Origin of the sequence: Streptococcus infantis, from assembly GCF_019929575.1 — a bacterium.
Classification (GTDB): Bacteria; Bacillota; Bacilli; order Lactobacillales; family Streptococcaceae; genus Streptococcus; species Streptococcus infantis_L.
The window spans coordinates 44001-68372 of sequence record NZ_JAHZPU010000002.1; the positions used below are offsets into that span (position 1 = coordinate 44001).

The 24372-nt window shown below is 37.1% G+C and carries 19 protein-coding genes and 1 pseudogene; 4 read left to right on the forward strand and 16 right to left on the reverse strand.

Translation table 11 applies throughout. The features are described 5' to 3' along the window. Positions 1-244: 244 nt before the first annotated feature. Positions 245-835: pseudogene (locus K1I67_RS01395) on the forward strand (IS982 family transposase); the annotation flags it as partial. 568 nt (positions 836-1403) lie between these two features. Here K1I67_RS01395 and K1I67_RS01400 read toward each other — a convergent pair. The 13 genes from K1I67_RS01400 to K1I67_RS01460 form a co-directional block, all read right to left on the reverse strand. Further along, positions 1404-2954, reverse strand: a complete 1551-nt coding sequence (locus K1I67_RS01400) for a ClC family H(+)/Cl(-) exchange transporter (RefSeq protein ID WP_223338484.1) — start codon at positions 2952-2954, stop codon at positions 1404-1406. A 15-nt stretch (positions 2955-2969) separates the two neighbouring features. After that, on the reverse strand, positions 2970-3749 hold the full coding sequence (locus K1I67_RS01405) for a ribonuclease HII (protein WP_223338485.1): 780 nt from the start codon (positions 3747-3749) through the stop codon (positions 2970-2972). After that, a complete protein-coding gene (ylqF, locus tag K1I67_RS01410) occupies positions 3736-4587 on the reverse strand; it encodes a ribosome biogenesis GTPase YlqF (RefSeq protein ID WP_049496232.1) in 852 nt (283 codons plus the stop codon). Before ylqF ends, K1I67_RS01405 begins: the two co-directional genes overlap by 14 nt. 168 nt (positions 4588-4755) lie before the next feature. Further along, positions 4756-5097 carry an Imm40 family immunity protein gene (imm40, locus tag K1I67_RS01415; RefSeq protein ID WP_223338486.1) on the reverse strand — a complete coding sequence of 114 codons (342 nt, stop codon included), beginning with the start codon at positions 5095-5097 and terminating at the stop codon, positions 4756-4758. Positions 5098-5173: 76 nt separating this feature from the next. Next, positions 5174-7186, reverse strand: a complete 2013-nt coding sequence (locus K1I67_RS01420) for a glucosaminidase domain-containing protein (protein ID WP_223338487.1) — start codon at positions 7184-7186, stop codon at positions 5174-5176. Positions 7187-7400: 214 nt separating this feature from the next. After that, positions 7401-7850 (reverse strand): hypothetical protein, encoded by a 450-nt coding sequence (locus K1I67_RS01425; RefSeq protein WP_223338545.1) that lies wholly within the window; start codon positions 7848-7850, stop codon positions 7401-7403. Further along, positions 7831-8742 (reverse strand): phosphodiester glycosidase family protein, encoded by a 912-nt coding sequence (locus tag K1I67_RS01430; RefSeq protein ID WP_223338488.1) that lies wholly within the window; start codon positions 8740-8742, stop codon positions 7831-7833. The genes K1I67_RS01425 and K1I67_RS01430 overlap by 20 nt, the downstream gene beginning before the upstream one ends. After that, complete coding sequence (locus K1I67_RS01435) at positions 8739-9782, reverse strand: bifunctional glycosyltransferase family 2/GtrA family protein (protein WP_223338489.1); 1044 nt, start codon at positions 9780-9782, stop codon at positions 8739-8741. The genes K1I67_RS01430 and K1I67_RS01435 overlap by 4 nt, the downstream gene beginning before the upstream one ends. A gap of 224 nt (positions 9783-10006) precedes the next feature. After that, positions 10007-10504 (reverse strand): YkgJ family cysteine cluster protein, encoded by a 498-nt coding sequence (locus tag K1I67_RS01440; RefSeq protein ID WP_000031465.1) that lies wholly within the window; start codon positions 10502-10504, stop codon positions 10007-10009. Positions 10505-10606: 102 nt separating this feature from the next. Continuing rightward, a complete protein-coding gene (locus K1I67_RS01445) occupies positions 10607-11791 on the reverse strand; it encodes a hypothetical protein (RefSeq protein WP_223338490.1) in 1185 nt (394 codons plus the stop codon). A gap of 16 nt (positions 11792-11807) precedes the next feature. Continuing rightward, positions 11808-15449: a helicase-exonuclease AddAB subunit AddA gene (gene addA / locus K1I67_RS01450; protein WP_223338491.1), complete on the reverse strand. Its 3642-nt coding sequence runs from the start codon at positions 15447-15449 to the stop codon at positions 11808-11810. Next, positions 15446-18697 carry an ATP-dependent nuclease subunit B gene (gene rexB, locus K1I67_RS01455; protein WP_223338492.1) on the reverse strand — a complete coding sequence of 1084 codons (3252 nt, stop codon included), beginning with the start codon at positions 18695-18697 and terminating at the stop codon, positions 15446-15448. Before rexB ends, addA begins: the two co-directional genes overlap by 4 nt. 136 nt (positions 18698-18833) lie before the next feature. Continuing rightward, positions 18834-19499, reverse strand: coding sequence for a CPBP family intramembrane glutamic endopeptidase (locus K1I67_RS01460; RefSeq protein WP_223338493.1), 666 nt, complete (start codon positions 19497-19499; stop codon positions 18834-18836). A 205-nt stretch (positions 19500-19704) separates the two neighbouring features. Between K1I67_RS01460 and K1I67_RS01465 the strand changes: the two genes are divergently transcribed. The 3 genes from K1I67_RS01465 (at position 19705) to K1I67_RS01475 (ending at position 22359) form a co-directional block, all read left to right on the forward strand. Beyond that, positions 19705-20514, forward strand: coding sequence for a Cof-type HAD-IIB family hydrolase (locus tag K1I67_RS01465; protein WP_061863034.1), 810 nt, complete (start codon positions 19705-19707; stop codon positions 20512-20514). A 164-nt stretch (positions 20515-20678) separates the two neighbouring features. Continuing rightward, complete coding sequence (locus K1I67_RS01470; RefSeq protein WP_223338494.1) at positions 20679-21587, forward strand: ATP-binding cassette domain-containing protein; 909 nt, start codon at positions 20679-20681, stop codon at positions 21585-21587. 10 nt (positions 21588-21597) lie between these two features. Beyond that, positions 21598-22359 carry an ABC transporter permease gene (locus K1I67_RS01475; protein ID WP_223338495.1) on the forward strand — a complete coding sequence of 254 codons (762 nt, stop codon included), beginning with the start codon at positions 21598-21600 and terminating at the stop codon, positions 22357-22359. A 39-nt stretch (positions 22360-22398) separates the two neighbouring features. On the opposite strand, the gene K1I67_RS01480 is transcribed toward K1I67_RS01475, so the two are convergent. The 3 genes from K1I67_RS01480 to K1I67_RS01490 form a co-directional block, all read right to left on the reverse strand. Further along, positions 22399-23277, reverse strand: a complete 879-nt coding sequence (locus K1I67_RS01480) for a sensor histidine kinase (protein ID WP_223338496.1) — start codon at positions 23275-23277, stop codon at positions 22399-22401. Beyond that, the gene (locus tag K1I67_RS01485) at positions 23274-23975 is read right to left on the reverse strand and encodes a response regulator transcription factor (RefSeq protein WP_223338497.1); all 702 of its coding nucleotides are present in this window, start codon (positions 23973-23975) and stop codon (positions 23274-23276) included. Before K1I67_RS01485 ends, K1I67_RS01480 begins: the two co-directional genes overlap by 4 nt. A gap of 105 nt (positions 23976-24080) precedes the next feature. After that, positions 24081-24341 (reverse strand): SemiSWEET family transporter, encoded by a 261-nt coding sequence (locus tag K1I67_RS01490; RefSeq protein ID WP_006150712.1) that lies wholly within the window; start codon positions 24339-24341, stop codon positions 24081-24083. Positions 24342-24372 lie beyond the last annotated feature (31 nt).

Here is a 24372-nt window from a genome sequence, read left to right on the forward strand (position 1 = left end):
CTTGCTTGCGACTTTTGGTCTAATAGTAGGTAACGTGACTCTGATTTTGATATATACGACTATTTTGCACAAGGTATTATAGGTATTAAAAAATCCCTTTATAGGTATTAAAAAATCCCTTTATAGGTATTAAAAAATCCCTTTATAGGGATTTTTTGATTGTTTCAAGTAGCTTGTCATATTCTTCAAATGCTGGAACCTCAGGATGCTCCTTCTTGATGATTCGGTGCTTCTAAACAAGAATCCTTGTGGGTGTCTCCTTGAAAGAAGTCGGTTTAATCGACGGTCAAGGCAGTTGATTTGGTTAGTCCAAATTATTCGGCAAGCCATAAATACTCAAATTTCTCCCAATAACATTGTCATCATAGATAGTTTCCCCTTATCACGTTGTCAACCAGTCCGTAATCATAGAGCACATGTTTTTAATGAACTAGCCGACATTGGTTACAATTCCTCTAAGCACCTTTGGGTCTATGGATTCAAAGTACATATGCTGGTCACCCTATCAGGCTATATTCTGAATTATGTTGTAACGCCTGCCTCAGTACATGATATTAGGGCAGTTGATGACTTACTAGAAAATTGTTCTCAACTCTATGTTTTAGCTGATTTAGCTTATCTTAGCTATGAACTCAGAGAACAGTTGAAACAGAAAGGTTACCATCTTTGGACGCCTTTACGTCAAAATATGGCAAGAGCTAAACAACATAATCATTGTAAACTAATGGCTATGAGACGGACTATTGAAACTCGATTTTCAGAACTTTGTGCTTTTTTTGATGTCGAACAAACACTTGCTAGAGGCTTAACAGGATTGCAGTTGAGAATGGAGTAAATTGTACTGACTTATAATCTGAGATACTTTGAGATTAACTAGCACCACGAGTAAAAATCTATATCTTGCGTTCAATAGGAACTTAAATAAGCTTCAAAAAATGCACAATTGAACCACTACTTCTTCTGCACCTATTAGAGTAAAAATGTACAAATCAATTCCTTAAATCAGATGATGTTATGAACTAGAAAATATACAAAATAACACTTCAAAATAATGTACAAAATAAAAATAAAGTACACTCCTTAAAGAATGTACTTTATGCTTCTAATTCAGTTGTATCAATAGTTTAGCTCACGTTAAGTCAATTGTACATAAACTTTTAATTTTGAAAAAATCGCTTATAATTTGGTAATTCATTGCTTCATTGAACTTATAGTTTTAAAATTTCTAATCTTCTTCAGTCTATTCAAATATAATATAAAAACTCGATTCCATCTTTTAGGGACCGAGTTTTTGTTTTTATATTGTTTTCATCTATAAGAATCTGTCGATCAAATAAGTCTGAAAAATCTTTTTCTTAAATCATTATCTGATACAACATAACATAAATTATGTAAACGGGTTCCTACAGCAACAAATCTTTTACTTTTCCAATTTCACTTTTTGGAATCACGAGATGAATCATATCACCTAGATACATCCTTGTAGATCCATTAACTGTCTTACTTTTACCATTATGTACTTGAGTTGTGATGAGCACATTGTGTGGTAAATTGAGTTCATGTACTTGCTTACCAGCTATCTTATCAGAAACTGGGATTTCAATAAGAGTGACTTCACCATCGTCACTTGCGGTTTCTGGTAACATTTTTTCAAGCATTGCTTCATAGACGGGCGCACCTTTGAGCAGGTCCATAACAATATAGGCAACTAAAGTCACCATCCCTAAAGGCATGAGATTGCGAATGTCACCAACCATTTCAGTTACAAGTATCATAGCTGTCAAAGGTGCTTTTGAGATAGCCCCAAAATACCCGCTCATTCCAAGAATCACAAAGATAGGGAATTGCTGCTGTGTAACGAGGCCAAGATTGACACAAATAACACCTACCAGGGCACCAAGTAAGGATCCTAAAGCTAAAATTGGCAAGAAAATACCACCTGGCAGTCCACTACCATAACTGATCATACTCCAGATAAAGCGAATAATAAAGTAAGCCAAGAGAATTTGAAAACTAAAATCCTGTTCTGTTAAGGATAAGACAACCTGATTTCCTCCACCAAGTATTTGTGGCAGGAATATTCCTACTGGAATGATAAGGAGAAAGGCTAGAATAGGATAATAGGCCTTATTCAGATGAATCTTTTGACCAATCCAATCATATACTTTTCCAACGTTAAGAACGGCTTTTTCATAGAGAAAACCTGAGAGTCCTAGAAAAATTCCCATAACCAGATAAATCCAATATTGGCTCAAGTCCATGAGAGGGATATTGTCCGGCATATCAAGTACAGGTGTTAAGCCAAAGATGAGAAGAGAAACGAAGTTTGCTACAAGACTAGCAGCCAAGGTAGAAACCCAGAAAAATCGTGAAAAATGGTGATAGACTTCTTCTACTACAAATAATAACCCCGCAATCGGTGCATTAAAGGCTGCAGCAAGTCCAGCAGCAGCTCCGCTAGCAATCAAAGAACGCTCCTCAACAGGGCTAGACTTGAGCCATTTAGCAATTCCTTTTCCTCCAGCGGCACCTAGCTGAATACTGGGACCTTCACGACCGAGCATGAGCCCACTCGCAATGGCCAAGATACCTAGAATATATTTTTTCCAGAGGACACTCCACCAGTTGAGAGACATGAGACCTTTTAACTCCGCTTCAACTTGAGGAATACCTGAACCTTTAATATCTTTTTCTGAGCGTGTTAACTTGGCACTAAGCCAGCATATAAAAAGATAAAGAAGGAAAATAATCAATAGATTCCGTATCAGATTCTCTTGGTCTTGATAAAATCCTTGAACGATATGAAAGCCTTTTTCGATCAAAAATCGAAATGATCCTACAATAAGTCCTACGACTAATCCGACAATAATACCTCGCCCTACTTGAGCTAAGATCGTACTGGACGCGAAAGCAAATTCTTTCTTGGAACTAAGTATTTCCGATTGTTCCTCCATAATTCTCTCCTTTAATTATTTTTTACTAGTTTCTGAAACGATCGTTTTAATCGGTTCAAAACTGGTGCGATGAATAGGTGTGACACCGTGCTTTTCAATTCCTTCTAGATGCTTAGCAGTTCCATAGCCAGCATTTTGAGCAAAATCATAGCCTGGAAATTCTTCGTCATAGTTAGCCATAATCTTGTCCCTTGTAACCTTAGCAACGATAGATGCTGCTGCAATAGATAAGGAGTTGGCATCCCCTTTGATGATGGATGTATGAGAAATCGGCAAATCCAACTTCATAGCATCAATCAAAAGATGTTCTGGTTGAGGTTCAAGTTGAGAGATAGCTTCCTTCATGGCTAGTTTCGTCGCTTCGTAGATATTGACTTGGTCGATGACATTATTGTCCATAATACCAATGCCAATTGCTAAAGCATTGGTATTAACGGCTTGAAAAATCTCTTCATGTTTTTTCTTGGGAATCTTTTTACTGTCATTCAAGCCTTTTATTTTACAATTTTTTGGCAGAATGACTGCTGCAGCAACAACAGGGCCAGCTAAGGGACCTCTACCAACTTCATCAACTCCAGCAATGAAGCTTATTCCATTCTCGTAAAGCTCTTTTTCATAGCTAAGCATAGCCTCTAAGCGGAGATTTTCATCAATTTCAGCTTGAAGGGCTTTTTTCCGCTTTTGAATTTCTTTTTGGACACCTGAACGAGAATCTTTTTCAAATTCCTTGAACAAGGGACTTTCAAGATCAGTTATCTTTGCTAATGCTTCTCTTATTTCTTTAATCGTTGCCATTTAGATCATCCAATGTATCTAATGTGTAATTACCAAGTTTTCCATCACGAACTTCCTTGACAAAGAGGTTGTAAAATCGATCGTAATCATCACGGAAACCAAGGATACGAGTCATATCCATAATAATTTCTGGAGCTTCATCATCCAGATTCATTTGTTTAAAACGTTCTTGAAGCTTATCGGGATAATGGGTTTTAAAGTAGTTGAGACCGAAAATAGTCACTTCATCCATTGGAAGCAACTGATCCTTGATTGCTCCAGTTAGGGCAAGTTTAAGAGCGACCGTTTCATCTTCGAATTTTGGCCAAAGAATCCCTGGAGTATCCAAGATTTCCAAATCTTTATTTGTTTTGAGCCATTGCTGACCTTTTGTAACACCTGGTTTATTACCAACTACAGCAATTTTCTTACCAGCCAAACGGTTCATCAGAGTAGATTTACCAGCGTTTGGAATCCCGATAATCATGGTACGCAAGGTTTCGATTTGAATACCACGTTCTTTTTGACGAGCAATCTTATCTGCCATGAGTTTCTTAGCAGCATCCGTTACTACTTTTACTGTTATTTGTTCCTTAGAGTTGATAGCAAGTGTCTGAATACCTTGTGATTCAAAGTGCTGACGCCACTCTTTTGTTAATGCTGGGTCTGCAAGGTCTGCCTTGTTTAGAATCAATAGTCTTGGTTTGTCCCCGATGATTTTAGTCAGCATTGGATTTTGGCTAGACAAGGGCAAACGTGCATCTACTAAAACTGTCACAAAATCAACAAATTTTAAATTTTCCTGGACCTGACGTCGTGCTTTGGACATATGCCCAGGAAACCATTGAATAGTTGCCATTCTGTAAAATTCCTTTCTTTTATTGGATTTGTATCTATTTATCCATATTAAAAAACTAAATAGATATCATTTTTCATAAAATAAATCACTATCTTTTATTATAACACGATTTCTCATATTTGACGCTTGATTCAATGCAGTTGGCTAAATGTTTTCTAAGTAAATTAGTCACAAATTAAATTCCTCATTGTCTAAAACGTCTAAAACGATTGAAAAATAATAGTGTTCACCATGATTTTTAACATAGTTGCTGATATACTTTTCTGTTTGATGAATGGATTTGCTACAATCGCTAGTCGAATTTTGTTTTTCGTAATACCAATTGTCATAAGTATGTGTTAATTGACCATTTTTGTAGCAAAACACATCTCCACCTAATATGGTCAGATTATTCGCTTTGACAATAACAAGTAAGTCTAGGATAACTGAGGAACTATAAGCGTATGCATTAATCCCTAAGTGTTTTAGATTTATCCCTCTTTTGTGCATATGATCAAAATTCAGTTTCATAAACAAAATTCCTCAAGTTTCTCTTGATAAGCAAAATCGATAACCACTTTGCAGTCGTTATCGATTTTAATGTTTCTTAATCTTTTTCACCAAGCTGGCTGTTGATTCTCATCATGATACTTGCAATTTTTTCTCCCCAGTATGGATCTGAGGCATAAAGAACATTCATCCCTGACGCTTTATTTCCAAGGTATGTTCTGCCATTATCGATGTAATTTTCGCGGATCCACTTGGCTGCACCCAAGATACCCTTATCAACATCATCAAAGCTTTTAGCTGAATCATATGGTGTTGTATCATAAGCGGCAATGCCAAAGAAGTTGTTTTTATCCTTAGCAATTTGGCTACGTCCCCATGAACTTTCTATGGCACTATGGGCGATTAGATAGAGAGCGTTAATCTGATAGCGTTCCTCAGCTTCTTTAAAGATTGCTCCCTTACCTGCTAGACGACTTCCTTTGATATTCATAAGAGAATAGACTTTATCTAATTCTTCAGCTGTGTAATTGGTTGGTTTTCTTAAATCTCTAAATAAGAAAGGATTTTCAACTGTAAAGTTCTCAAAGTTCTTGCCATCAGCTGAATAGTATTTTTTACCAATTGCCATTGATGAACTATGAGGTGCTACACGAATACTTGCGTAAGGTGATAACTCATGGTAAAGATAATTACCGTCAGTGGCATAGTGAGGAATGAAGTCACTATCTGAGCTGACTGCTACTAGATCACTCTTGTTCATATATCCTGAAAGGCCTGAAATTTTGACCGGAAGTCGACCGTCTTTGGCTTCAGCTCCATCAATCGCTACAATACTTCCTTGCGAAATATAGCTAAGTTTCTCACCAGAAGCGCTATATACATTTGCTGTAATTGGTTTTACTTTATAGTATGAAGCTGTATCAGTAATCCATTTTCCGTTGCTTTGGAAAGTATAGTCTTTTCCATTAATGGTGAAGTTACCAGTTACATAGACTCCATCTTCTTTTAGATAATACCAAGCGTTGTAGTCCTTATCGAAAATCCATTCATTTTTGGCCATATAACCAAAAGATTTGAGATAGTAAGAACCTACCCATTGATTTTCAGCATAGGTACCGTCCGACTTGAGGTAGAACCAACTCTTGTATTTTTCATCGAAAATCCATTCGCTTTTAGCCATGGCGCCACTATCTTTTAGATAGTATTTCTCTTTCCATTGGCTACTTAACATGACACCGTCTTTAGTAAAATAGTACCATGAACCGCTGATTTTCTCCCACTTGTCGCGAATAATTTTTCCTGATGCTGTAGTATAATACCACTTATCTTCGAGTTTTGCCCAGGCATTTTCCGCCATAGCTCCACTAGTCTTGAGAAGATAGTCTTTATAAATAGTAGCACTTAGCATGACACCAGATTCATCAAATCGATACCATAGGCCATCAATCTTTTCCCACTTGTCACGATTGATTTTTCCTGCTTGATTACCGTAGTACCATTTATCACCAATTTTTACCCAGCTATTTTCAGCTAAGACACCACTTGCTTTGAATAGATAATCATAGTAAACAGCATTGCTAATCATGATACCATTTTCATCGAATCGATACCAAACACCAGCTATCTTTTTCCAATTATTACGAGTAACTTTCCCGTCCTCAGTGGCATAATACCATTGGTTGTCAATTTTTACCCAAGAAGATTCTGCCAAGGCACCGCTATTATTCAATAGGTAATCATTAAAAATAGTATTACTAAGCATGATGCCATCTTGATTAAAATAGTACCAAACACCCGCTATTTTTTTCCAATTTGAAACGGGCTGATTTTCCTCATAATAACGCCATTGGTTATTTTCTTTTTGCCAACCTTCTTTGTTAACTACCTCTACTACTGCTTCTTTTGAAGGTTGTTCTTTGGTCTCTGGAGTTTGAGAAGTTGCTTTTTCAGCTTCGCTTTGATTTTTCTTCTCATTGCTTACTGTATTGGTAGCAATTTTTTCTGATGATTGAACATTATTGGTAGCTTGAGAATCCTCGGCATAGACGGTCGTTTTTGCAAAACCTGCCATAGAGAGGGCAACTGTACTTGCCAGCAATATTTTCTTCATTCTTTTCTCCTTACAAATACCTAAATAGTGTATTTGATGTTTCTATATATTGTGTAAAAAACAGTATTTATCCACTATATTATACAATATTCTGTTAAATATAAAAGTAGTATCTTTCAGAAGAAAAGAACTTGTAATATTTCTACAATATTTTAGAAATAAAAGTCAATAAAAAGTAGTCGAACATAAGCTGAACGACTACTTTTTTATAAAATTATGCCTGACCATAGATCTCTTTTCGTTTCGTTTTAGTTACTTTGCTAGCATTATTCTTCCAAAGGTTTGGATTGATAAAAATAGTAATGATTGCTAGTATTGCAAAACTTATCCCAACATACCAGTAGGGTGCATCCAAGGTTGTAGAACGTCCTGAGAGATTAACAATTCCACGGAATAGTGTACCTGCTGTAATAGTTGCTACTGCCGAATTCCATAGATTTAGACTAATACGAGAGAAATGAGGGAGAACTTTTAAAAATATTGCAAGTTGAATTCCCCCGACAAGAGGTACTGCAAACAAATAGTGCATATGAACAGAAGTTTCTCCAAAACTAAAAGCTTCGTAAATTCTAGAAAATGTAAAGAAGAAAATAGAGATTAGTGTATAAGAAATGACTGTTTTTTTAAAACGTTTTTTGCCAAGATTAGTAACCGATGTAGACAATGTCACTCACCGCCCTTTCTGAAATTTTGTTTCCTCCAGTCGTTGGCTTATTGATAACCTGACCGTTAAAATATAGTGTCGATGATCCACCACCATCAAGGTTGTAGGCAGTTTTTGCTCCATAAGATTTCATAATCTCAGCAAGCTGATAAAGAGAAAGACCTTCACTTTCAGAGGTACGTCCGTCCGAAACAACAATAATATAGTGGTTTTCATCGATAATACCAATAGCTGTACGAGGATTTGATGCCATGGCCTGTCCTACTTCTTCGTTTGTACCTACTGAGATTTCTCCATTTTCAACCAAGGCTGGTCCAAAAGCCAAGAGATTGACGACACCATCATTAACTAATTGCTCAGCTGAAATCTGATCTTCGTAAATAATCTTAAAAGAGCCGTCTTTATAAATAGCTAAGTCGCCATTACTAGAATCTTCACGAACAGTATCACGATAAACAACTCCATTACGAATAACATAGCCTGTTGAGTTAGCACCATAGTAGTCCCCATTTACCGCTAAAATAGCATTGTTGTCAGCTGCAGTTACAGAGGTTTTTGCAGTTACGTTTGTCCCATAAGCATTTTGAGCAAAGGCTGTCTTTAGATAATCTGATGAATTCAGACTAACATCTGCAACGTAGACTTGCGTATTATTGACCGTCGTTTCAGTCAAATTAATAGAAATATTGTCATCTTTATAACTGGAGTCTGTGATGGTAGCTGTCTTAGCAGCTTGACTTGCTGCTGCAGCATTGGAACTTGTGCTAGTTGTAGCGACTGTTGATATTGTCTCAGCAAGGACAAAGGTCTTTAGCATTGAGTAACTAAAGGATCCTGTCAAGAGTAAGCCGAGAACTGAGGCGTAAGCATAGCGTTTTTTTAAAAATTTCATAGTACAGTTGATGTCCTTTCCTTAAAGATGAATTTCTTCTGCACTGTCCAAGAGACAGCAAAGAGAAGAATCCCGAAAATAACTTTAGCGATTAGAAGGTTGATTCCAAAGACAGTATAGAAAAGACGAATCAGTAGCGTATCTAGGACAAAGAGTCCGATTGCTAGACCAAAATATCCCATTCCTGTTTTCACAAGGCTATCGTCATTTTTAAAGACTAGTTTTTTATTTGTAGAATAGTTGAAAATAGAGCTAGTCACACGAGCGACTCCGTTTGCTAGAAAGATTCGTAGACTCGTCGGAACTGTCGGCAATATCAAGATTGCTAGGGCGTAAACGACATAGTCTACAACAAAGCTACTGAGAGATGATAAGGCAAATTTAAAGATATTTTTATAAATCATGAGCCCGTCATGAATTGGACGGAAGTGTGAAGCCTCATTATCGTTGATATAGACAGTTTCAATAGGCACTTCTAGAATCTCGTATTCTTTCGTTGCTTCGAGCAACATATTCATTTCATATTCGTAACGTTGACCTTCTATCTTTAACATAAAAGGTATCAGGTTTGTCGTAAAGGCACGAAGTCCTGTTTGCGTATCTGTTACTCCTACTCCTGTTTGAAGCTTAAAGAGTGCTTTGGTTAAGCTATTACCAAAACGGCTACGAAGGGGAACTTTTCCAGAAAAGGCACGTACACCCAAGATTAGCTTATTTGGATTTTCGGAAGCCTTATTGGCTGTACGGAAAATATCCCAAACCTTGTGCTGGCCATCCGCATCTGCTGTGACAACCGTACCATAAATGTTTTGTTCTTGGATATAAGAAAAGGCTGTTTTCAGAGCTTGTCCTTTCCCCTGATTAATTTCATGACGGAGTACTGTGGCATATTGCTCAGCTTTATCAAAGGTTTTTTGGCACTCTGATGAACTGCCGTCGTCGATAACTAGGATATGAAAATCACTCTTTTCGTGAATTTTTTCGATGAGTTTGATAAGTTGCTTATCTGGTTGATAAGCTGGAATGACTATGTAGTTCATATCGACACCTCTTTCTTTGATGATGGTATAACTATACAGAATACCGCTTAAAGATACCTTATATCAGTTTTCTTTAAGAAAAAGTTTAAAAAACTTTAAGCTTAAAGAAAAGGACTTATCACTTACTAAAAATATGGTTTGAATTTTCAGATAAAAATAAATATACAAAAACCCTCAAATAACAACTGTATTTGAGGATGTATCTTATCATACAATGAGAGTACTTAGTCTATTTTCTCTCTTAATCTTTCAACAAAGAGATAGGCTGCGGGGCAGGTTAGAGTATTTTTAATAGTAAGATTATTGATTTGGTAAATCTTCTTACGGTCAGTATGTGGAAATTCACGACAGGCTTTGGGACGGACGTCGTAGATGGAACAGAGATTATCGCCTCCTAAAAATGGACAGGGCATAGATTTGAAGACCTTATCTCCATCCTCGTCTACCTGCAAAAACTCAGCTTCAAAGGCTGGCAATTTCATTTTAAAATACTTGGCAATACGTGTGATATCTGCTTCTTTGAAGTCTGGACCAAGACTCTTGCAGCAGTTAGCGCAGGCTGTACAATCAATTTCATTAAAAACTTCTTGATGGATTTCAAGCGCAATTTTATCTAAATTTTTAGGAGCTTTCTTCTTTAGATTTCCTAAAAACTTACGATGCTCTTTTTGTTTTTGCAAGGCTAGTTGGTGATAATATTCGATATCGATTTCTTTTGACATAGTTTCTTTCTAATTTTTAATGTTGTTACATAAATAAAATTATGTCAAATGATTTAGAGACATAATTTTAACAATAATGAGTTTCTCCATGAAGAACGAAAACTACTGCCATACTATCATTCTTTCTAAAAAAGGTTTGATGCAGTTGGTTAAAATGCCTTCTATCCAAGATTTTTGAGCGGACGATAGATTTTCTGCATCTAAACATTCCTTTAGAAAATCACGTACCTGATCAGGTGCTATTTCAAATTCAAAAGCCTTCATTTTGTAGAAAAAGTCAAACAAAGTGTTAGAGAGATAGTCAGTTGAAAATGGGATTTCTCCAGTTTTTCGATACATGGTTAAAAGTCGAGAAAAGCGAGCTTTTTCTTCTGGAATATCTTGAAAATAAGAGTTTAACAACCATACTTGCTTTTGTTTTCGTTCAAGGGGATCTTGACTAGCAATACGTTGATCCTTTTCGAGTTCTCTTTGATACTGTTTTGATTTTATAGAACGTTCTGTCCGATTTTTACCGAAGAGAATCTTTTCCCACTGACGTTCTTCTAGAGTCAGTGTTTCGCTCAGTCCAAAGTAATCTTGATAGGCACGTTCAGCTGGTCCCATTGCTAGAACCAGGTTATCTGCATATTGTTTTGCAATCTTGTCTCGCTTCTTTCGTTCCTTTTCAGCTTTGATGCGAAGTTCTTGCTCATAGTCAATTTTTTCTTTTCCCAGTTTAACAAGATAGAGTTGATCGTCAGATTTTCCAAGTAGAAAGGGTTTGATAAATTTCTCAAGGACTTCTTCCATACGAGCTTTCTTCAAAGGCTCTGCCTTAGTCCAACTTCCACCTTGAAATACCTCCAAAAAGAGTTGATAATCCTTTTCTGGTGAGAATTGATTACCTCGATTTGACTTAAAAGCTCCCTTATTCCATAGCCAGTTGATCAGTCGCTCATCAAAATCTGTTTTATTAACTCGAATGGCTTCTTTTTTCTGGGCCTTTCTGGTTAGATTTTCAAGCTTTCTGAGAAGTTTTTCCTCCTCTTCTAGCTGTTGATCTAGGCTAATTCTTTGGAAATGACGCACACAGTCACTCCCAATGGGAAAAAGTCGTTTGCCAGTAACTCCGTTAAAAAGTTCATAAGCATACTTAATAGCATTACCGCAGACACAATTGCTTCGACCGATTCCATTAAAAATCAAGGAAACTTCACTCCATTCTTTGGTAGCTTGTTCCCAAGTATCGGCTTTAGAGGCCTCTAAAACTGCATCATATAAGTTTTTTCTAACAGGAATGGACATGATGTCTCCTTTCTTTTTAAAGTTTAACGACTTCTACTTGGTCTTTACCAAGTAGAATCAAATATTTTTCAACGGTTTCTATCTGATATGAACGAGATAGAGCCTCTGCATAGAGGTCTAATTGACCACGATAACGTTCAATAAGCTGACTAGCATGCTCATAACGGTCTGTCTTGTAGTCAAAGAGAGCAATCTTATCATCGTAGAGGAGATAACCATCTAAGATTCCACGGACAACAAAGTTTTCTTGACTTTTTTCGTCTCTTTTTAACATTGAGAAAGGTTGTTCTCGATAGAGTTTATCTTGATTTGCAAGAATCTCTTGACCGAGAGCTGTATCAAAGAAGGATAAAATTTTTCCTAGATTGATTTTGGATTTGACATCCGAGCTTACTTGAACTTGCTCCAAGGCCTCTGTTAAAGTCTCTAAAGTGGGTTTCTTAGCTAGATTAATTCTCTGCATGAGTTCATGGGTAGCACTACCAATTTCAGCACCAGTAACTTTCTTAGTTTTAGAGAAATCAGGAAGGTTGAATTGAACAGTGCTTTCTTTTAGTTGACTTTGACCAGCTACTACTACACCTTCCATATCCATGACAGGTTCATAGAATTTTTTAAGCTGACTAGGGGTTTGTACACTTGGAAGATTGATTGCTGCACGGTGGACTTGATTATACATTTCCACTTCTTTTAGCATTTCCAACGCATCTTTGATGGTTTCTGACTGGCGATTATCTGCTTGGGATTGGTCTTGGAGCTGGCTTTTATTTTCCAATTCTCCGATAGCTTCTTTGGTTAGGTCTTCTTCACCCTCAAAGCGCACAGTGAAATGCAAATCCTCCTTAGAAAATGCTTGATAAATGGCCCAAATCCAATCTTGGAAATTACTAGCGTCTAGTCTAGTCTCTCTAGTCAAAAGACCTTGCCCATTTGTCGGATATTCTTTAGATTCTAACTTTTCACGAGAACCTTTTCCAACTAAATATAATTTTTTCTCAGCACGTGTCATGGCTACATAGAGCAAACGCATGAGTTCAGAATAACTTGCTAATTGGAGTTCTTCCTCATTTTGAGTATATGTCAAGCTAGGGATAGATAATTTAATGGTAGATGGAACAAATTCCTCTTTTGCATTTGTAGCGACTCTAGCTACATAATTTAACCCAATTCCATTTGTGCGACTGAGGATAACCTCAGACATAGTATCCTTCTTGTTGAATTTTTGATCAATATTGAGGATAAAGACATAAGGAAATTCAAGCCCTTTACTCTTATGAATACTCATAAGTTCTACTGCATCCTTAGGTGGTGCTACAGCAACATTGGCAAGATCATGCTGGGCTTCCAAGACTTGGTCAATCATTCGAATAAAACGGGATAATCCCTTGTAATTACTCTTTTCAAACTGATCTGCTCTTAGAGCAAGGGCGTAGAGATTTGCCTGTCTAGCCTGTCCATTTGGCAACGCACCGACATAGTCATAGTAAAAGCGGTCGCTATAGATTTTCCAAATGAGGTCATAAAGAGAATGTGTTTTGGAATACAAGCGCCAACCCTGGACTGTTTCCATGAAAAATTCTAATTTTTTATGAAGTTCAGACTTAATTAAATCCTTATGAAGACTAGTTTTCGATTGAGCATTAACTAATTTCTCATAAAAGTTCTCTTGAACTTTATCCTCAGATTTTTGGAGAGCGAGACGAGCCAATTCATCCTCATCAAAGCTAAACATTGGAGACTTCATTAAAGCCACTAAAGCGAAATCTTGAAGAGGGTTATGGATGACACGAAGAGTATCCAACATAACCTGCACTTCTAGCGATTGCAAATAGTTTGCTTGAGCTCCGTCTGTCTTGACTGGAATCCCATACTCAGACAAGGCAAGTAAAATCTGATCATTGCGACTTCTGCTGGCAGTTAAGAGTGCAATATCCTTGAAAGGGACACCTTTATCATTGTGGAGATGCAGTATCTCCTTAAGCACCATGCGCATTTCACCAGTTAATTTGTTGGTTGCAAGTTCCTCATCATCAGAATCGCTATCATCCTTATCATATAAGAGAACTTCTGCCTTGTTTTCAGGATTTACTTGAATATCAGTATTTCCAAAAACAAGTTGATGCATACCGTCATAAGATATCTCTCCTACTTCCTCGTCCATGAGATGTTTAAAGACATCATTCGTAGCATCTAGAACCTCTGAACTACTACGGAAATTTTCTTTAAGTAGAATTAATTGACCTTCTTCACTTTCCTGAGCAAATCTATGAAATTTTTCGTTGAAGATTTGGGGATCTGCCTGTCTAAAACGATAAATAGACTGCTTAATATCTCCTACCATAAAACGATTATGACCGTTTGAGAGGAGTTCCAGCATTCTCTCCTGGATGTGGTTGGTATCTTGATATTCATCGACCATAACTTCGTGGAAGCGTTCCTGATACTCTTGACGCACCTGTGGGAAGTTTTCTAAAATTTCAATGGTATAGTGGCTAATATCAGCAAATTCAAAGGCATTTTCTTCGCGCTTCCGTTGTCGATAGGCATCAACAAAATCCCTCATGAAGACTTGGAATGTCTTTGCCAAGTCCCAGGAATCTTGATGATAATCTTCTTGAAATTTTAGTAAAGTGATTTGGTCATTGAGTTCAATCAGCTTTTCAAATTTTTCTTTTCTCTCTTGGTTGTAGACTTCTTTCAAGTCTTGTAGTTCAGCCTTACGACTAGCATTTGTAAGAGCACGACCTCCCTTATCCTTAGAGATACTAACAACTATCTCTAAAACTTCTAGATATTGCTCAAAAGTAGATTCATGGCTTAAAGAACCGATCTCATCTAGAACTTGTTGGACAGATTCTAAATAAGCTGCTTTGCCAAATTCCTTGGCATCATTATCCAAATGGTAACGGAAAAAGCTTTCTAAATCCCAAAGTCTTTCTTTTATATCCTCTGCAAGGGTTTCTTTAGCAACCGTAAAATCAGCCTTTTCAAAACCTTTTAGGAAGGAATTTTCTAGCCAAGCCTGAGGATTACTAGTGGATTGTAAAAAGTCATAAATCATATAGATCTGTTTACGCAGTCCACGCGCGTCCTTGCTTCTTCCTGCAAAGTTCTTAACCAATCGACTAAATTTATCTTTATCCTTGCCTTGGTAGTGAGTTTCAAAAACTTGGCGAAAAACCTCATTTTTTAAGAGGAGTTGCTCACTTTCATTCTGAAGAATGCGAAAATTTGGAGACAGGTCAAGAAGATAGCCGTGCTTGGTCAGGAATTTCTGGGTAAAAGAGTCCATGGTCCCAATCGCGGCATTGGGTAAATCAGCTAATTGTCTGCCGAGATGTTTTTTTAGTTCCAGATCTTGCATTTCTTGGATTTGTTGGCTAATTTTCTTTTCCAAGCGTTCTTTTAACTCGGTAGCTGCCTTAACAGTAAAGGTTGAAATAAAGAGTTGGCGAATTTCTACTCCACGCGCTAGTTGGTCAAGAATTCGTTCAGCCATGACAAAAGTTTTTCCCGAACCAGCTGAAGCTGAAACCAAAATATTTTGACCAGAGCTATAAATAGCTTGAATTTGTTCAGCTGTTTTCTTTGGTTTCTTGTTAGACTGAGCTTCTGCTACTTGCAATGCTGCAATCTCTTCTTGAGATAAAAATTTCATCGCTCCAACTCCTCTCTGATTTTATTGAACCAAGTTTCCTTGGCATTGCTCTTGGCAACTTTCTCTAAAAATCTCGCCTGACCTAGATGGTAATTGGCTTCAAAACCTGTAATAGCTTGATATTGTTGAACATAGGGTGCAATGCTTCTACCGTTTTCTGTATAAGGGTTGATCGCAAATTCACCAGATAAAATCTTCTCTGCCGCTTTTTTGTAGAGAAGGGCATTATAGTCCAACAATAACTGGAATTCCTCATCAGACAACTGATAAGTCTTGTTTTTATTGTAAAACTCTCCAAGGTTTTTTATCTCTTTTTCAAGAAAGAGGCCTTGGTATTTCATAGTCTTATTGGTTTCTGTTACTGCTTTAGAAAGAGTTTTTGCAGTTTGTAATGACTGAATTGGTTCAGCCATTTCTAGGTACATAGCTCCAAAGAAATCCGTATTCCCTTCTTGCTTGAGGGCCGCTAGATAGGTTGGTAATTGCGAATTAAGACCGTTATAAAAGAGAGGAAACTTAAACTGAGTCAAAGAAGACTTATAATCTACAACACCGATAGCATCAGAAGTTTTCAAACGGTCAATTCGGTCAACCTTCCCACGAACATAGACATTACGACCATTATCTAGCTGAATAAAGGCTTGGTCCTTGCCACCAAAGACAGCTTCTTCCTGAATCGTTTCAACATCCGCATTATGTCGAAGAATATGTCCAGTAGCGCGTGCGACATCCAAGAGGACTTCCTTAGTAAATTGAGCCTCCAAACTCTCCTGATAAATAGCTTGAAACTCACGTTCTTGACTGGTTTCAGAGATAGCTTGTTCTAAACGACAATCAAAGGATTCATCGCTCGGCATTTTCAATGCCCGCTCAAAGATACGATGCAAGAAATTCCCATGGCTTCGAGCATCAGGACGGAGACGCAATTCTTCCTGCAAACCTAAAACATATCGGAGATAGTAACTGTATTCATTACGGTAAAATTCTGTTAATCCAGAAGTAGATAGATAGAAATCTTGATCTTCAGGATACAAGGCTTTCAAAGTTTCAGAATCTAAAATCTTGCTCTTTGGACTTGTTGGTAAAACTGGATTTTCTAAACCTTGGTCTTCCAACTTTTTACCCATCACACGAGCCAGAACTTTTACAAAAGTTAAGTCTTGGTCACTTGTCTCACTCTCACCTTGCTGATGATAGGCAACCAGACTAGACAAAAGACTGTGATAAGAACCAATGTCATCTTTCGATAGATTTTTTCGGTCAATTCTCTTTTCAATCTTGCTAAAACCAAAGTCTTGTAATTCTTTCAGATATACCGACTCTTTACTCTCATTTTCATTGAGTAAACTTGGCGCCGATAAGACCAATTGCTTCTTAGCAGAGTTAACCAACGAAAGCATAGTATAGCGATTCTTCTTGAGGTTTTCTTGACTTGCAATCAGTAATTTAGAACCTTCTTGAGTTGCCTGGTTTAGCACTTCTCTTTCTTCATCACTCAACAAACTGGTGTTTTGAGCAATTTTGGGTAAATGATCTTGAGTTAAACCAATTGCATAGATGTAATCAGCTGTCAAGGGTGCAATCAAATCATAACTTTGCACCAGAACAGTATCTACCGTTGCTGGGATCGTACGATAATTGGACAAGGACATTCCTGAATGTAGAAGAGCCAAGAAATCATCCAAAGTGACCTGAGAACCTTCAAATACGGTTGCAAATTGCTCCATTACGTGGCAAAAGGCTTTCCAGACCTCCTCTTGTCTTTCTTGCTCTGCTACTTCCATCGTTGCAGATAAGTTTTGTAATTGCTTGGTCAAATAAGCATCTTTCAAAAAGTTGCTCCATCTTGCAAGAAGATTCTCAGCTTTTTGCTTACGACTGGTTAATAACGTTTCTAATGGATTTAGAACACGAACACGAAGCTTATTTAATTTTTCTAAATCAAATTTCCCATGATGATTTTTTGTGAATTCTTGTTTAAAACTAGAAAGACCATCAATACCTAGATAACGAAGATATTGTTCAAAGCTATCAATTTCCTCTTGGTTAAGGTCAGTATACAAGCCAGTGCGTAGGAGATTAATCAAATCTTCTTGACGAAAATTGTATCGTTTCAAACGCCCGATGGATTCTACAAATTGCGTTAAAGGATGATGAGCCATGGACTCACTCTTGCCCAGATAAAATGGAATCTGATATTGATTAAAAATTGTCTGCAAGGACAGTTTATAAGACTCTACATCTCCAAGTAGAATTCGAAAATTCTTATAACTAAGTTCTGGCTCTTGGTGCAATTTCTGGCGAATACTACGAGCAACTAACTCCAGCTCTTCTTTTTGTGTCAAACAAGACCAGATTTGCAAGTCTTCTCTATCCTTAGCATCCACTTCTAAGCTAATTTCAGAATAATCATAAGCACTTTCTGGTAGTCTTGAGGCTTTGGCAAAGGCATCAAGTTTCTCATGTTCTTGATAAGTATTTTCTGCCTTAGTCTGATATTTAAAGGCCAAATGTCTCAAAAACTCAACACTGGCTTGATAGAGGTTACCTTCACTAAATGGACTTGTATAAGCTTTTTTAGTCGCATAAGCCCCGATAACAATTTCAACACCCTTACGATAAAGTAGATCCACTAGGTGTTCTTCTTCTGCAGAAAATCGGGTAAAACCATCAATGACTAGGGCAATCTTACTAAAATCACTACTTACTTTTTTTTCTTCGATAGCATTGATCAGATATGATAATTGACTCCCTTGCGAAACTTGACCTTGATTCAGATAAGCTGTTACCTTTTCAAAAATCAAGAGTAAATCAGAACGTTTATCAGCGTCAGATAGACTTTCTAAATCCAAAAAGCTCATCTGAGCAGTTGTCATTTCATGATAAATCTGAATCAGTTGTTGGATGAATTGCGGATCTTGCTTAATAGCCCCATAAACACGCAAATCCTTAGCCTCTATCTCTGATAGACACTTATAAAAAGCCATACCAAGACCAATATCATCGAGACTAGTCTTCGCGGGTATATCGTTTAAAACCAGATAACGAGCCATTTGAGCAAAGCGCGTGACTGTGATCGCAAAAGAAGCCTGCTGACTCAAGCACTCCAGCACGGCACGTTCCTTTTCAAAAGAAAGAGAGTTAGGAGCTATGTAAAAGACTCGTTTGCCTTGGGCAACCAGTCCTTGAGCCTCCTTGGTCAGGATTTCTGTCAAAGAAGTCCGGATATCGGTATAAAGTAGTTTCATCTCAGCCTCGTCTATTTTTTCATTACCTTTCATTATACCATTTTTTGACTGCTAATCCTATAAATAGAGAGTTCTTAAACTACTGATAAAAAGTAAAATGCCAGAAATTTCCGGCATTGATCGATAAGCACTAACTTCATGAAAATACAAGCATCCATAAATCCCAAAATGCTGTAATGTTAATCATGATATGGAGTAAAATGGGATAATAGAGAGAGTGAGTTTTTCGGTAGAGTAATGCTGAGATTGCTCCTCCGCTTGCATAGGTGAAAAAGGCGAGTGGTGTTAAACCTGAACTGACATGCACATAGCCAAAGACACAGGCTGATAGCAAAACATCTCCATACCAAGGTGAATCTTTCAAAAATGTATTCATCAGAACTCCTCGGTAAACCATTTCTTCTGTAATTGGTCCTAGCAGACAAGTAATAAGCAATAAATATAGTAACTCTTGTCTCCCTGTCATCTCAACTAATTCATTTAAAGCCATTTGATTGGACCTTGCTGGGGTTAAAAAAGAAAACACAATATCTGAAAGATAACTGACTCCATAAGCAAGAAGCAAATAAACTGGATATCTCCATTTCCACTTCAACTCAAGAATTTTCCTACCTTCGAATACTAGTAAATAAAGAATAGCTATAAAAGTAACGATGAGCTCTAAAAAAGCAAGAATCAAGAAATACTCTCGACTAGCAACTACAAATCTAGCTGAAAATTGATTAAAAATCCACCAAAACCATGTCTTCCTATAAATGATTACCAATAAGGCTAGTAAAATCTGTACTGCTCTTCTTTTCATGATAGTTCCTCTGCTTTTTAACCATTATCTCTATAATCTCAGATGCATTGCAAGTATAATACAGTATATCATATTATAACATATCTTTACCAAATATCATCTTCAAATCTTGAATTGTCATCCAAACGTCCTAAATTGACATAGTAATCCTTATTTCCTCCAAAATATGCTATAATATAGACAAAAGACGTGAAAAGGAAATACTATGATTAAACTACTTGCTCTTGATATGGACGGTACTCTACTTAACGAAGCCAAGGAAATTCCTCAGGCTCATATTGATGCCATTCATAAGGCTATCGAAAAAGGTGTCAAACTGGTTCTATGTACTGGACGACCTCTCTTTGGAGTTCTTCCCTACTACAAGAAACTCGGTCTTGATTTGCAAAATGAATACGTTATTGTCAATAATGGTTGTTCTACGCACCAAACCAGCGACTGGAGCCTTGTCGACTGGCGAGAACTTAGCAAATCCGACATCGAATACCTCAATGATCTTGCTGAAAAGAGTGAGGTTCAGTTGACTCTCTTTGATGAGGAACACTACTTCGTTCTCGGAGGCAAACCAAATCCTATCGTTCAATATGATGCCACACTTGTTTTTGCCGATCTGACTGAAATCTCACTTGAGGAGGCTACCAGTGGTAAATATCGTATGTTCCAAGGTATGTTCTTAGGTACAAAGGAAGAAACAGATGACTTTGAACAACGATTTGCTGATGAACTTTGTCAGAGATTTAGCGGTGTTCGTTCTCAACCAGTGATCTATGAAGCAATGCCACTCGGTACAACCAAGGCTTCTGCTCTTTCTCGTTTGGCTGAGATTTTAGATATCCAACCTTCTGAAATCATGGCTATGGGTGATGCCAATAACGACATTGAGATGTTAGAGTTTGCTGGGCTGGGTATCGCCATGGGAAATGCCAGCGACTACGTCAAATCTCTCGCAGATGCAGTAACTGCTAGCAATGAAGAAGATGGTGTTGCACGCGCTATTGAGAAATATATTTTATAGAAAATAAGCCCAGTCAACTAGTATTTCTAGCCAACTGGGCTTTTATTTTTTTAAAAATTTAAAAACTTTAGAAACTCTTTAGAAATGCTTGACGATTCTTTGATATCTATACTTTATACTAGAGTTATAAAAATAAAACACCTTAAAGATTAAAGGAGAAAACTATGAAAACAGTCCTCGAAATCCATGGCTTGTCCAAACAATTTGGCAAACAACCCATTCTACAAGATCTCAATCTCTCAGTAAAAGAAGGAGATATCTATGGGCTTATCGGAAAGAATGGTGCTGGTAAAACAACTCTGATTAAAATTATTACCCAATTATTATCTGCTGATCATGGAACCATTTCCCTCTTTTCCAGTCAAAGTTATAAGGAATGCACAAAAGCACTATCTCGAGTAGGTTCAGTCATTGAATCTCCAGTAGCTCATAATCATTTAACGGCCTATCAAAATCTTAAATATTATTGTACTATTCGACATATCCCAAATGCTGATCAAGTCATTCAGGAAACATTAAAGTATGTAGGGTTAACAGATACAGGTAGAAAAGTTTTTCGAGATTTCTCTCTTGGAATGAAACAACGTCTGGGCATTGCTATTGCCCTCCTATCAAAACCAGACTTTCTCATCCTTGATGAACCCATCAATGGACTTGACCCAATCGGTATCAAAGAGTTTCGTCAAATGATTCAACGTCTGAATCAAGAACTAGGAATAACAATTCTCATCTCCAGTCATATCTTGTCAGAACTCTATCTGGTTGCCAATCGCTTTGGAATTCTGGACCAAGGGAAAATCATTCGAGAAATCAGTAAGACCGAATTTGAAACGCTCAATGAAGACTATATTGTTCTAAAAACAAGTGACAAAGAAAAAGCTAGTCAAATCTTAAAAGATAAAGTGCATCTTGAATTTAAAGTTGTTAATTCAGAAAATGAGATTCATATTTTTAGTCATGAACAAGATATCAAACGCATTCTTAAAGAACTTACGCTAGCAGATGTCGCTGTGGATGAGATTTACTATGCTCGTCAAAATCTTGAAGATTACTTCACACAATTAGTAAAATAGGTGATAAACCATGATACATACAATTCAAGCAGACTTTTACCGTCTTTTCCGTTCCAAAGGTTTTTGGATTACAGAGCTCATTCTCTTTGCACTCATGCTAATGGGGGCTACTTTCGGAGCTACAGGACACTTCGTATCCGTCAATACAAGTACAAACGTAGAAACCGAACTGCCAAGTAAGGGCTGGGATGGTATACAAGCTCTCATAAACTCCTCTAGCGGTTCTTCAAATCTTGTTTTTCTCTGCATTGTTCTAGCTTGCCTTGTACTGGGAGTTGATCTTATCGGAAAACTCTATAAAAACAGTTTGACAGTGGGCGTCTCTCGTACAGAATTTTTCCTAGCTAAATTTGTAGTATTAGCAAGTATTGCTCTGATGCAAATTCTTGTTAGCCTGGTCATTGCTTTCGTACCAGCAACTATTCTAAACGGGTTTGGTACGATGCCAGAAGGGTTTATTGGTAATCTCCTTCTAACAATTGCTCTTCAATTTCTCTGCCTTCTAGCTTGGCTTTCTATTATTTCCTTCATTCTCTATGTGACTCATTCTTATTTGGCTGCTTTTATTGGGTATTTAATCAGTTCTACCTTGCTTTCATTGCCGATGCTTATCTACCCAGATATCGAGATTTTGCGCTATTTATCCTTGAACTTTACCTATGCCATGACTGACTATAGCCAGGCCATTCTATACACCGTTATCGTTACTGTAACCATTATTCTACTCTTTACCATTAGTGGACTTGCTGTTTTCAAGAAGAAAAGCTTATAAAAATAACCTCCTCTATTCAAATAGAGGAGGTTCCTTATTTTAAAAAATAATTCTAACTGTAAACCAAGAACTATCTGTACTTAGTTGTAGTTCTGCTCCAAGGAGATGGGATAGTTCTTCAGTAATATAAAGACCTAAACCAGACGATTCTTCTGTATCTGAGAGATTTTCAGAGTAAAATCGCTGACTGAGATTTTCAATTTTGCGAATGGGTTGTTTGACCAGATTTGAAATTTCCAAACAAATGTGATTGTCCACTTCCTTCAAAGAAAATCTCGCTTCATCCTTACCATGTTTTAAAACATTGCCAATGAGATTTTGCAACATACGGTCTAATAAATCCGAATCTGTCAGTAAATACAAACCAGGTTCTACTTGCAAATCAAGGTCAATCTTTGCCGTTTGAAAAGAATCATAATAGGTTAGCAATTTTTGCGTCATAAATGTCGAGACTTCTAACTCAGATAAGTCAGGTTTAACTGCTCCTTCCATTAACCGACGATAGTCCAAAAGAGCCTCTAGACGTTTTGAAACTTGATTGAGATGATGAGCAATTTTTTTCAAGCTCTCAGACTCAGGATTTTCTGTTTTAAGCAATTGCTGAGTATAACCTGATGCAATCGTTAAAGGTGTCCGAATATCATGGGCAATATTGCTAATAGCCATATCCAAGGTCTGCTTTTCACGCTTCATAATCAAGCGTGACTGCTCAACTTCTTGAAAGAGATGATTGATTTGCTGGTAAAGATGTAAAAAATCCTTGGAGAAAGTTGACACTCCGATTCTCTTCATACTTCCAGTATGAATCTTGTCTTCAATTTGTTGGCTCAAGTTCACGAGTGCTAGATGATAGCGAATCAACCCTATCGTCAATAGGATAATAACCAGCAGTAGCAAAGAAAGTAAAATATAGATCATTGCTCATCTCCTTTTAATCGAACACCAACTCCCCAGATAGTTTCAATATACTCTTGCTCTGGATCTAGTTGGTTTAATTTTTTACGGAGATTACTTAAATGAGTGTTGAGAGTATTATCGCCTGGTAAATAAGTATCCTCCCAGACTAATTCATAGAGTTCTTCTTTCGTGAAAATTTTCTTAGGATGTCCCAACAAGGTTTGTAGAATCAAACATTCTTTCTTAGCTAGGCGAATAGTTTCCTGGCAATTTTTGATTTCAAAACTATCTGCATCAAATTGAATATTTTTTAACTGTTGAATCAATTTGTCAGGATGTTCTATTTCAGCTGATTGCTTGTCACTATTTTGACGTAATTGAACCGTAACCCTAGCAAAAACTTCATCCAAATCAAAAGGTTTTACAATATAATCATTAGCACCATCTAAGAGATATTGGCTGATGAGCTTTTTATCGCTTAGGGCAGTTAGCATGATGACAGGAACTGAACTATCGTGTCTAATGGCTTTTAAAACCTGATCGCCATTTTTTCCTGGAAGCATAATATCCAGCAAGATTAGATCAATGTTGCCTTGCTCAAAACGAATCATTCCTTCAGTACCAGAAAAAGCTTGAATCACCTCATGTTCCTCAGAAAGAAGAGTTTTCAAAATTTCTTGAATCTCATTATTATCTTCAACGATAAGTATTCTAGCCATAAACACCAACCTTTCTAATAGTATTATATCATGTTTTTTTAGGAATTTCGGATAAAGAAAAACTCTCCCTCATAACTAGATACGAAGAAGAGTTTACTTTATGTTTTAGAATAAAGCTGTCAATGCAGTAATAATCCCAAAAACAATACCTGGTGCATTGGCTGCTGCCAAAGGAATATCACGTTCTTTTTTAAAGAGTCCGTAGTATACCCAAAGACTGCAGTTAATTGCAGCTACTGCTGGTTGGATAAAGTTTCCTTTTTGACCCGCAAGGTTGTTCATAATTTGAGGAATATATGAGATATACATCATTACAGACATAAAGGTTGCAATCCAACCTAATGTTTTCATTTGTTTTTCAGTCATTTTCTTCTCCTTTCAAAAACAGTCTCAATTA

Bases quoted from the DNA above. Each gene is read 5' to 3' on its own strand.
- K1I67_RS01490 (WP_006150712.1), bottom strand. From the start codon at position 24,341: ATGACTGAAAAACAAATGAAAACATTAGGTTGGATTGCAACCTTTATG.
- rexB (WP_223338492.1), bottom strand. From the start codon at position 18,697: ATGAAACTACTTTATACCGATATCCGGACTTCTTTGACAGAAATCCTG.
- K1I67_RS01465 (WP_061863034.1), top strand. From the start codon at position 19,705: ATGATTAAACTACTTGCTCTTGATATGGACGGTACTCTACTTAACGAA.
- K1I67_RS01420 (WP_223338487.1), bottom strand. From the start codon at position 7,186: ATGAAGAAAATATTGCTGGCAAGTACAGTTGCCCTCTCTATGGCAGGT.
- addA (WP_223338491.1), bottom strand. From the start codon at position 15,449: ATGAAATTTTTATCTCAAGAAGAGATTGCAGCATTGCAAGTAGCAGAA.
- K1I67_RS01430 (WP_223338488.1), bottom strand. From the start codon at position 8,742: ATGAAATTTTTAAAAAAACGCTATGCTTACGCCTCAGTTCTCGGCTTA.
- K1I67_RS01470 (WP_223338494.1), top strand. From the start codon at position 20,679: ATGAAAACAGTCCTCGAAATCCATGGCTTGTCCAAACAATTTGGCAAA.
- K1I67_RS01435 (WP_223338489.1), bottom strand. From the start codon at position 9,782: ATGAACTACATAGTCATTCCAGCTTATCAACCAGATAAGCAACTTATC.
- K1I67_RS01475 (WP_223338495.1), top strand. From the start codon at position 21,598: ATGATACATACAATTCAAGCAGACTTTTACCGTCTTTTCCGTTCCAAA.
- K1I67_RS01400 (WP_223338484.1), bottom strand. From the start codon at position 2,954: ATGGAGGAACAATCGGAAATACTTAGTTCCAAGAAAGAATTTGCTTTC.
- K1I67_RS01485 (WP_223338497.1), bottom strand. From the start codon at position 23,975: ATGGCTAGAATACTTATCGTTGAAGATAATAATGAGATTCAAGAAATT.
- imm40 (WP_223338486.1), bottom strand. From the start codon at position 5,097: ATGAAACTGAATTTTGATCATATGCACAAAAGAGGGATAAATCTAAAA.
- K1I67_RS01445 (WP_223338490.1), bottom strand. From the start codon at position 11,791: ATGTCCATTCCTGTTAGAAAAAACTTATATGATGCAGTTTTAGAGGCC.
- K1I67_RS01440 (WP_000031465.1), bottom strand. From the start codon at position 10,504: ATGTCAAAAGAAATCGATATCGAATATTATCACCAACTAGCCTTGCAA.
- K1I67_RS01460 (WP_223338493.1), bottom strand. From the start codon at position 19,499: ATGAAAAGAAGAGCAGTACAGATTTTACTAGCCTTATTGGTAATCATT.
- K1I67_RS01405 (WP_223338485.1), bottom strand. From the start codon at position 3,749: ATGGCAACGATTAAAGAAATAAGAGAAGCATTAGCAAAGATAACTGAT.
- ylqF (WP_049496232.1), bottom strand. From the start codon at position 4,587: ATGGCAACTATTCAATGGTTTCCTGGGCATATGTCCAAAGCACGACGT.
- K1I67_RS01480 (WP_223338496.1), bottom strand. From the start codon at position 23,277: ATGATCTATATTTTACTTTCTTTGCTACTGCTGGTTATTATCCTATTG.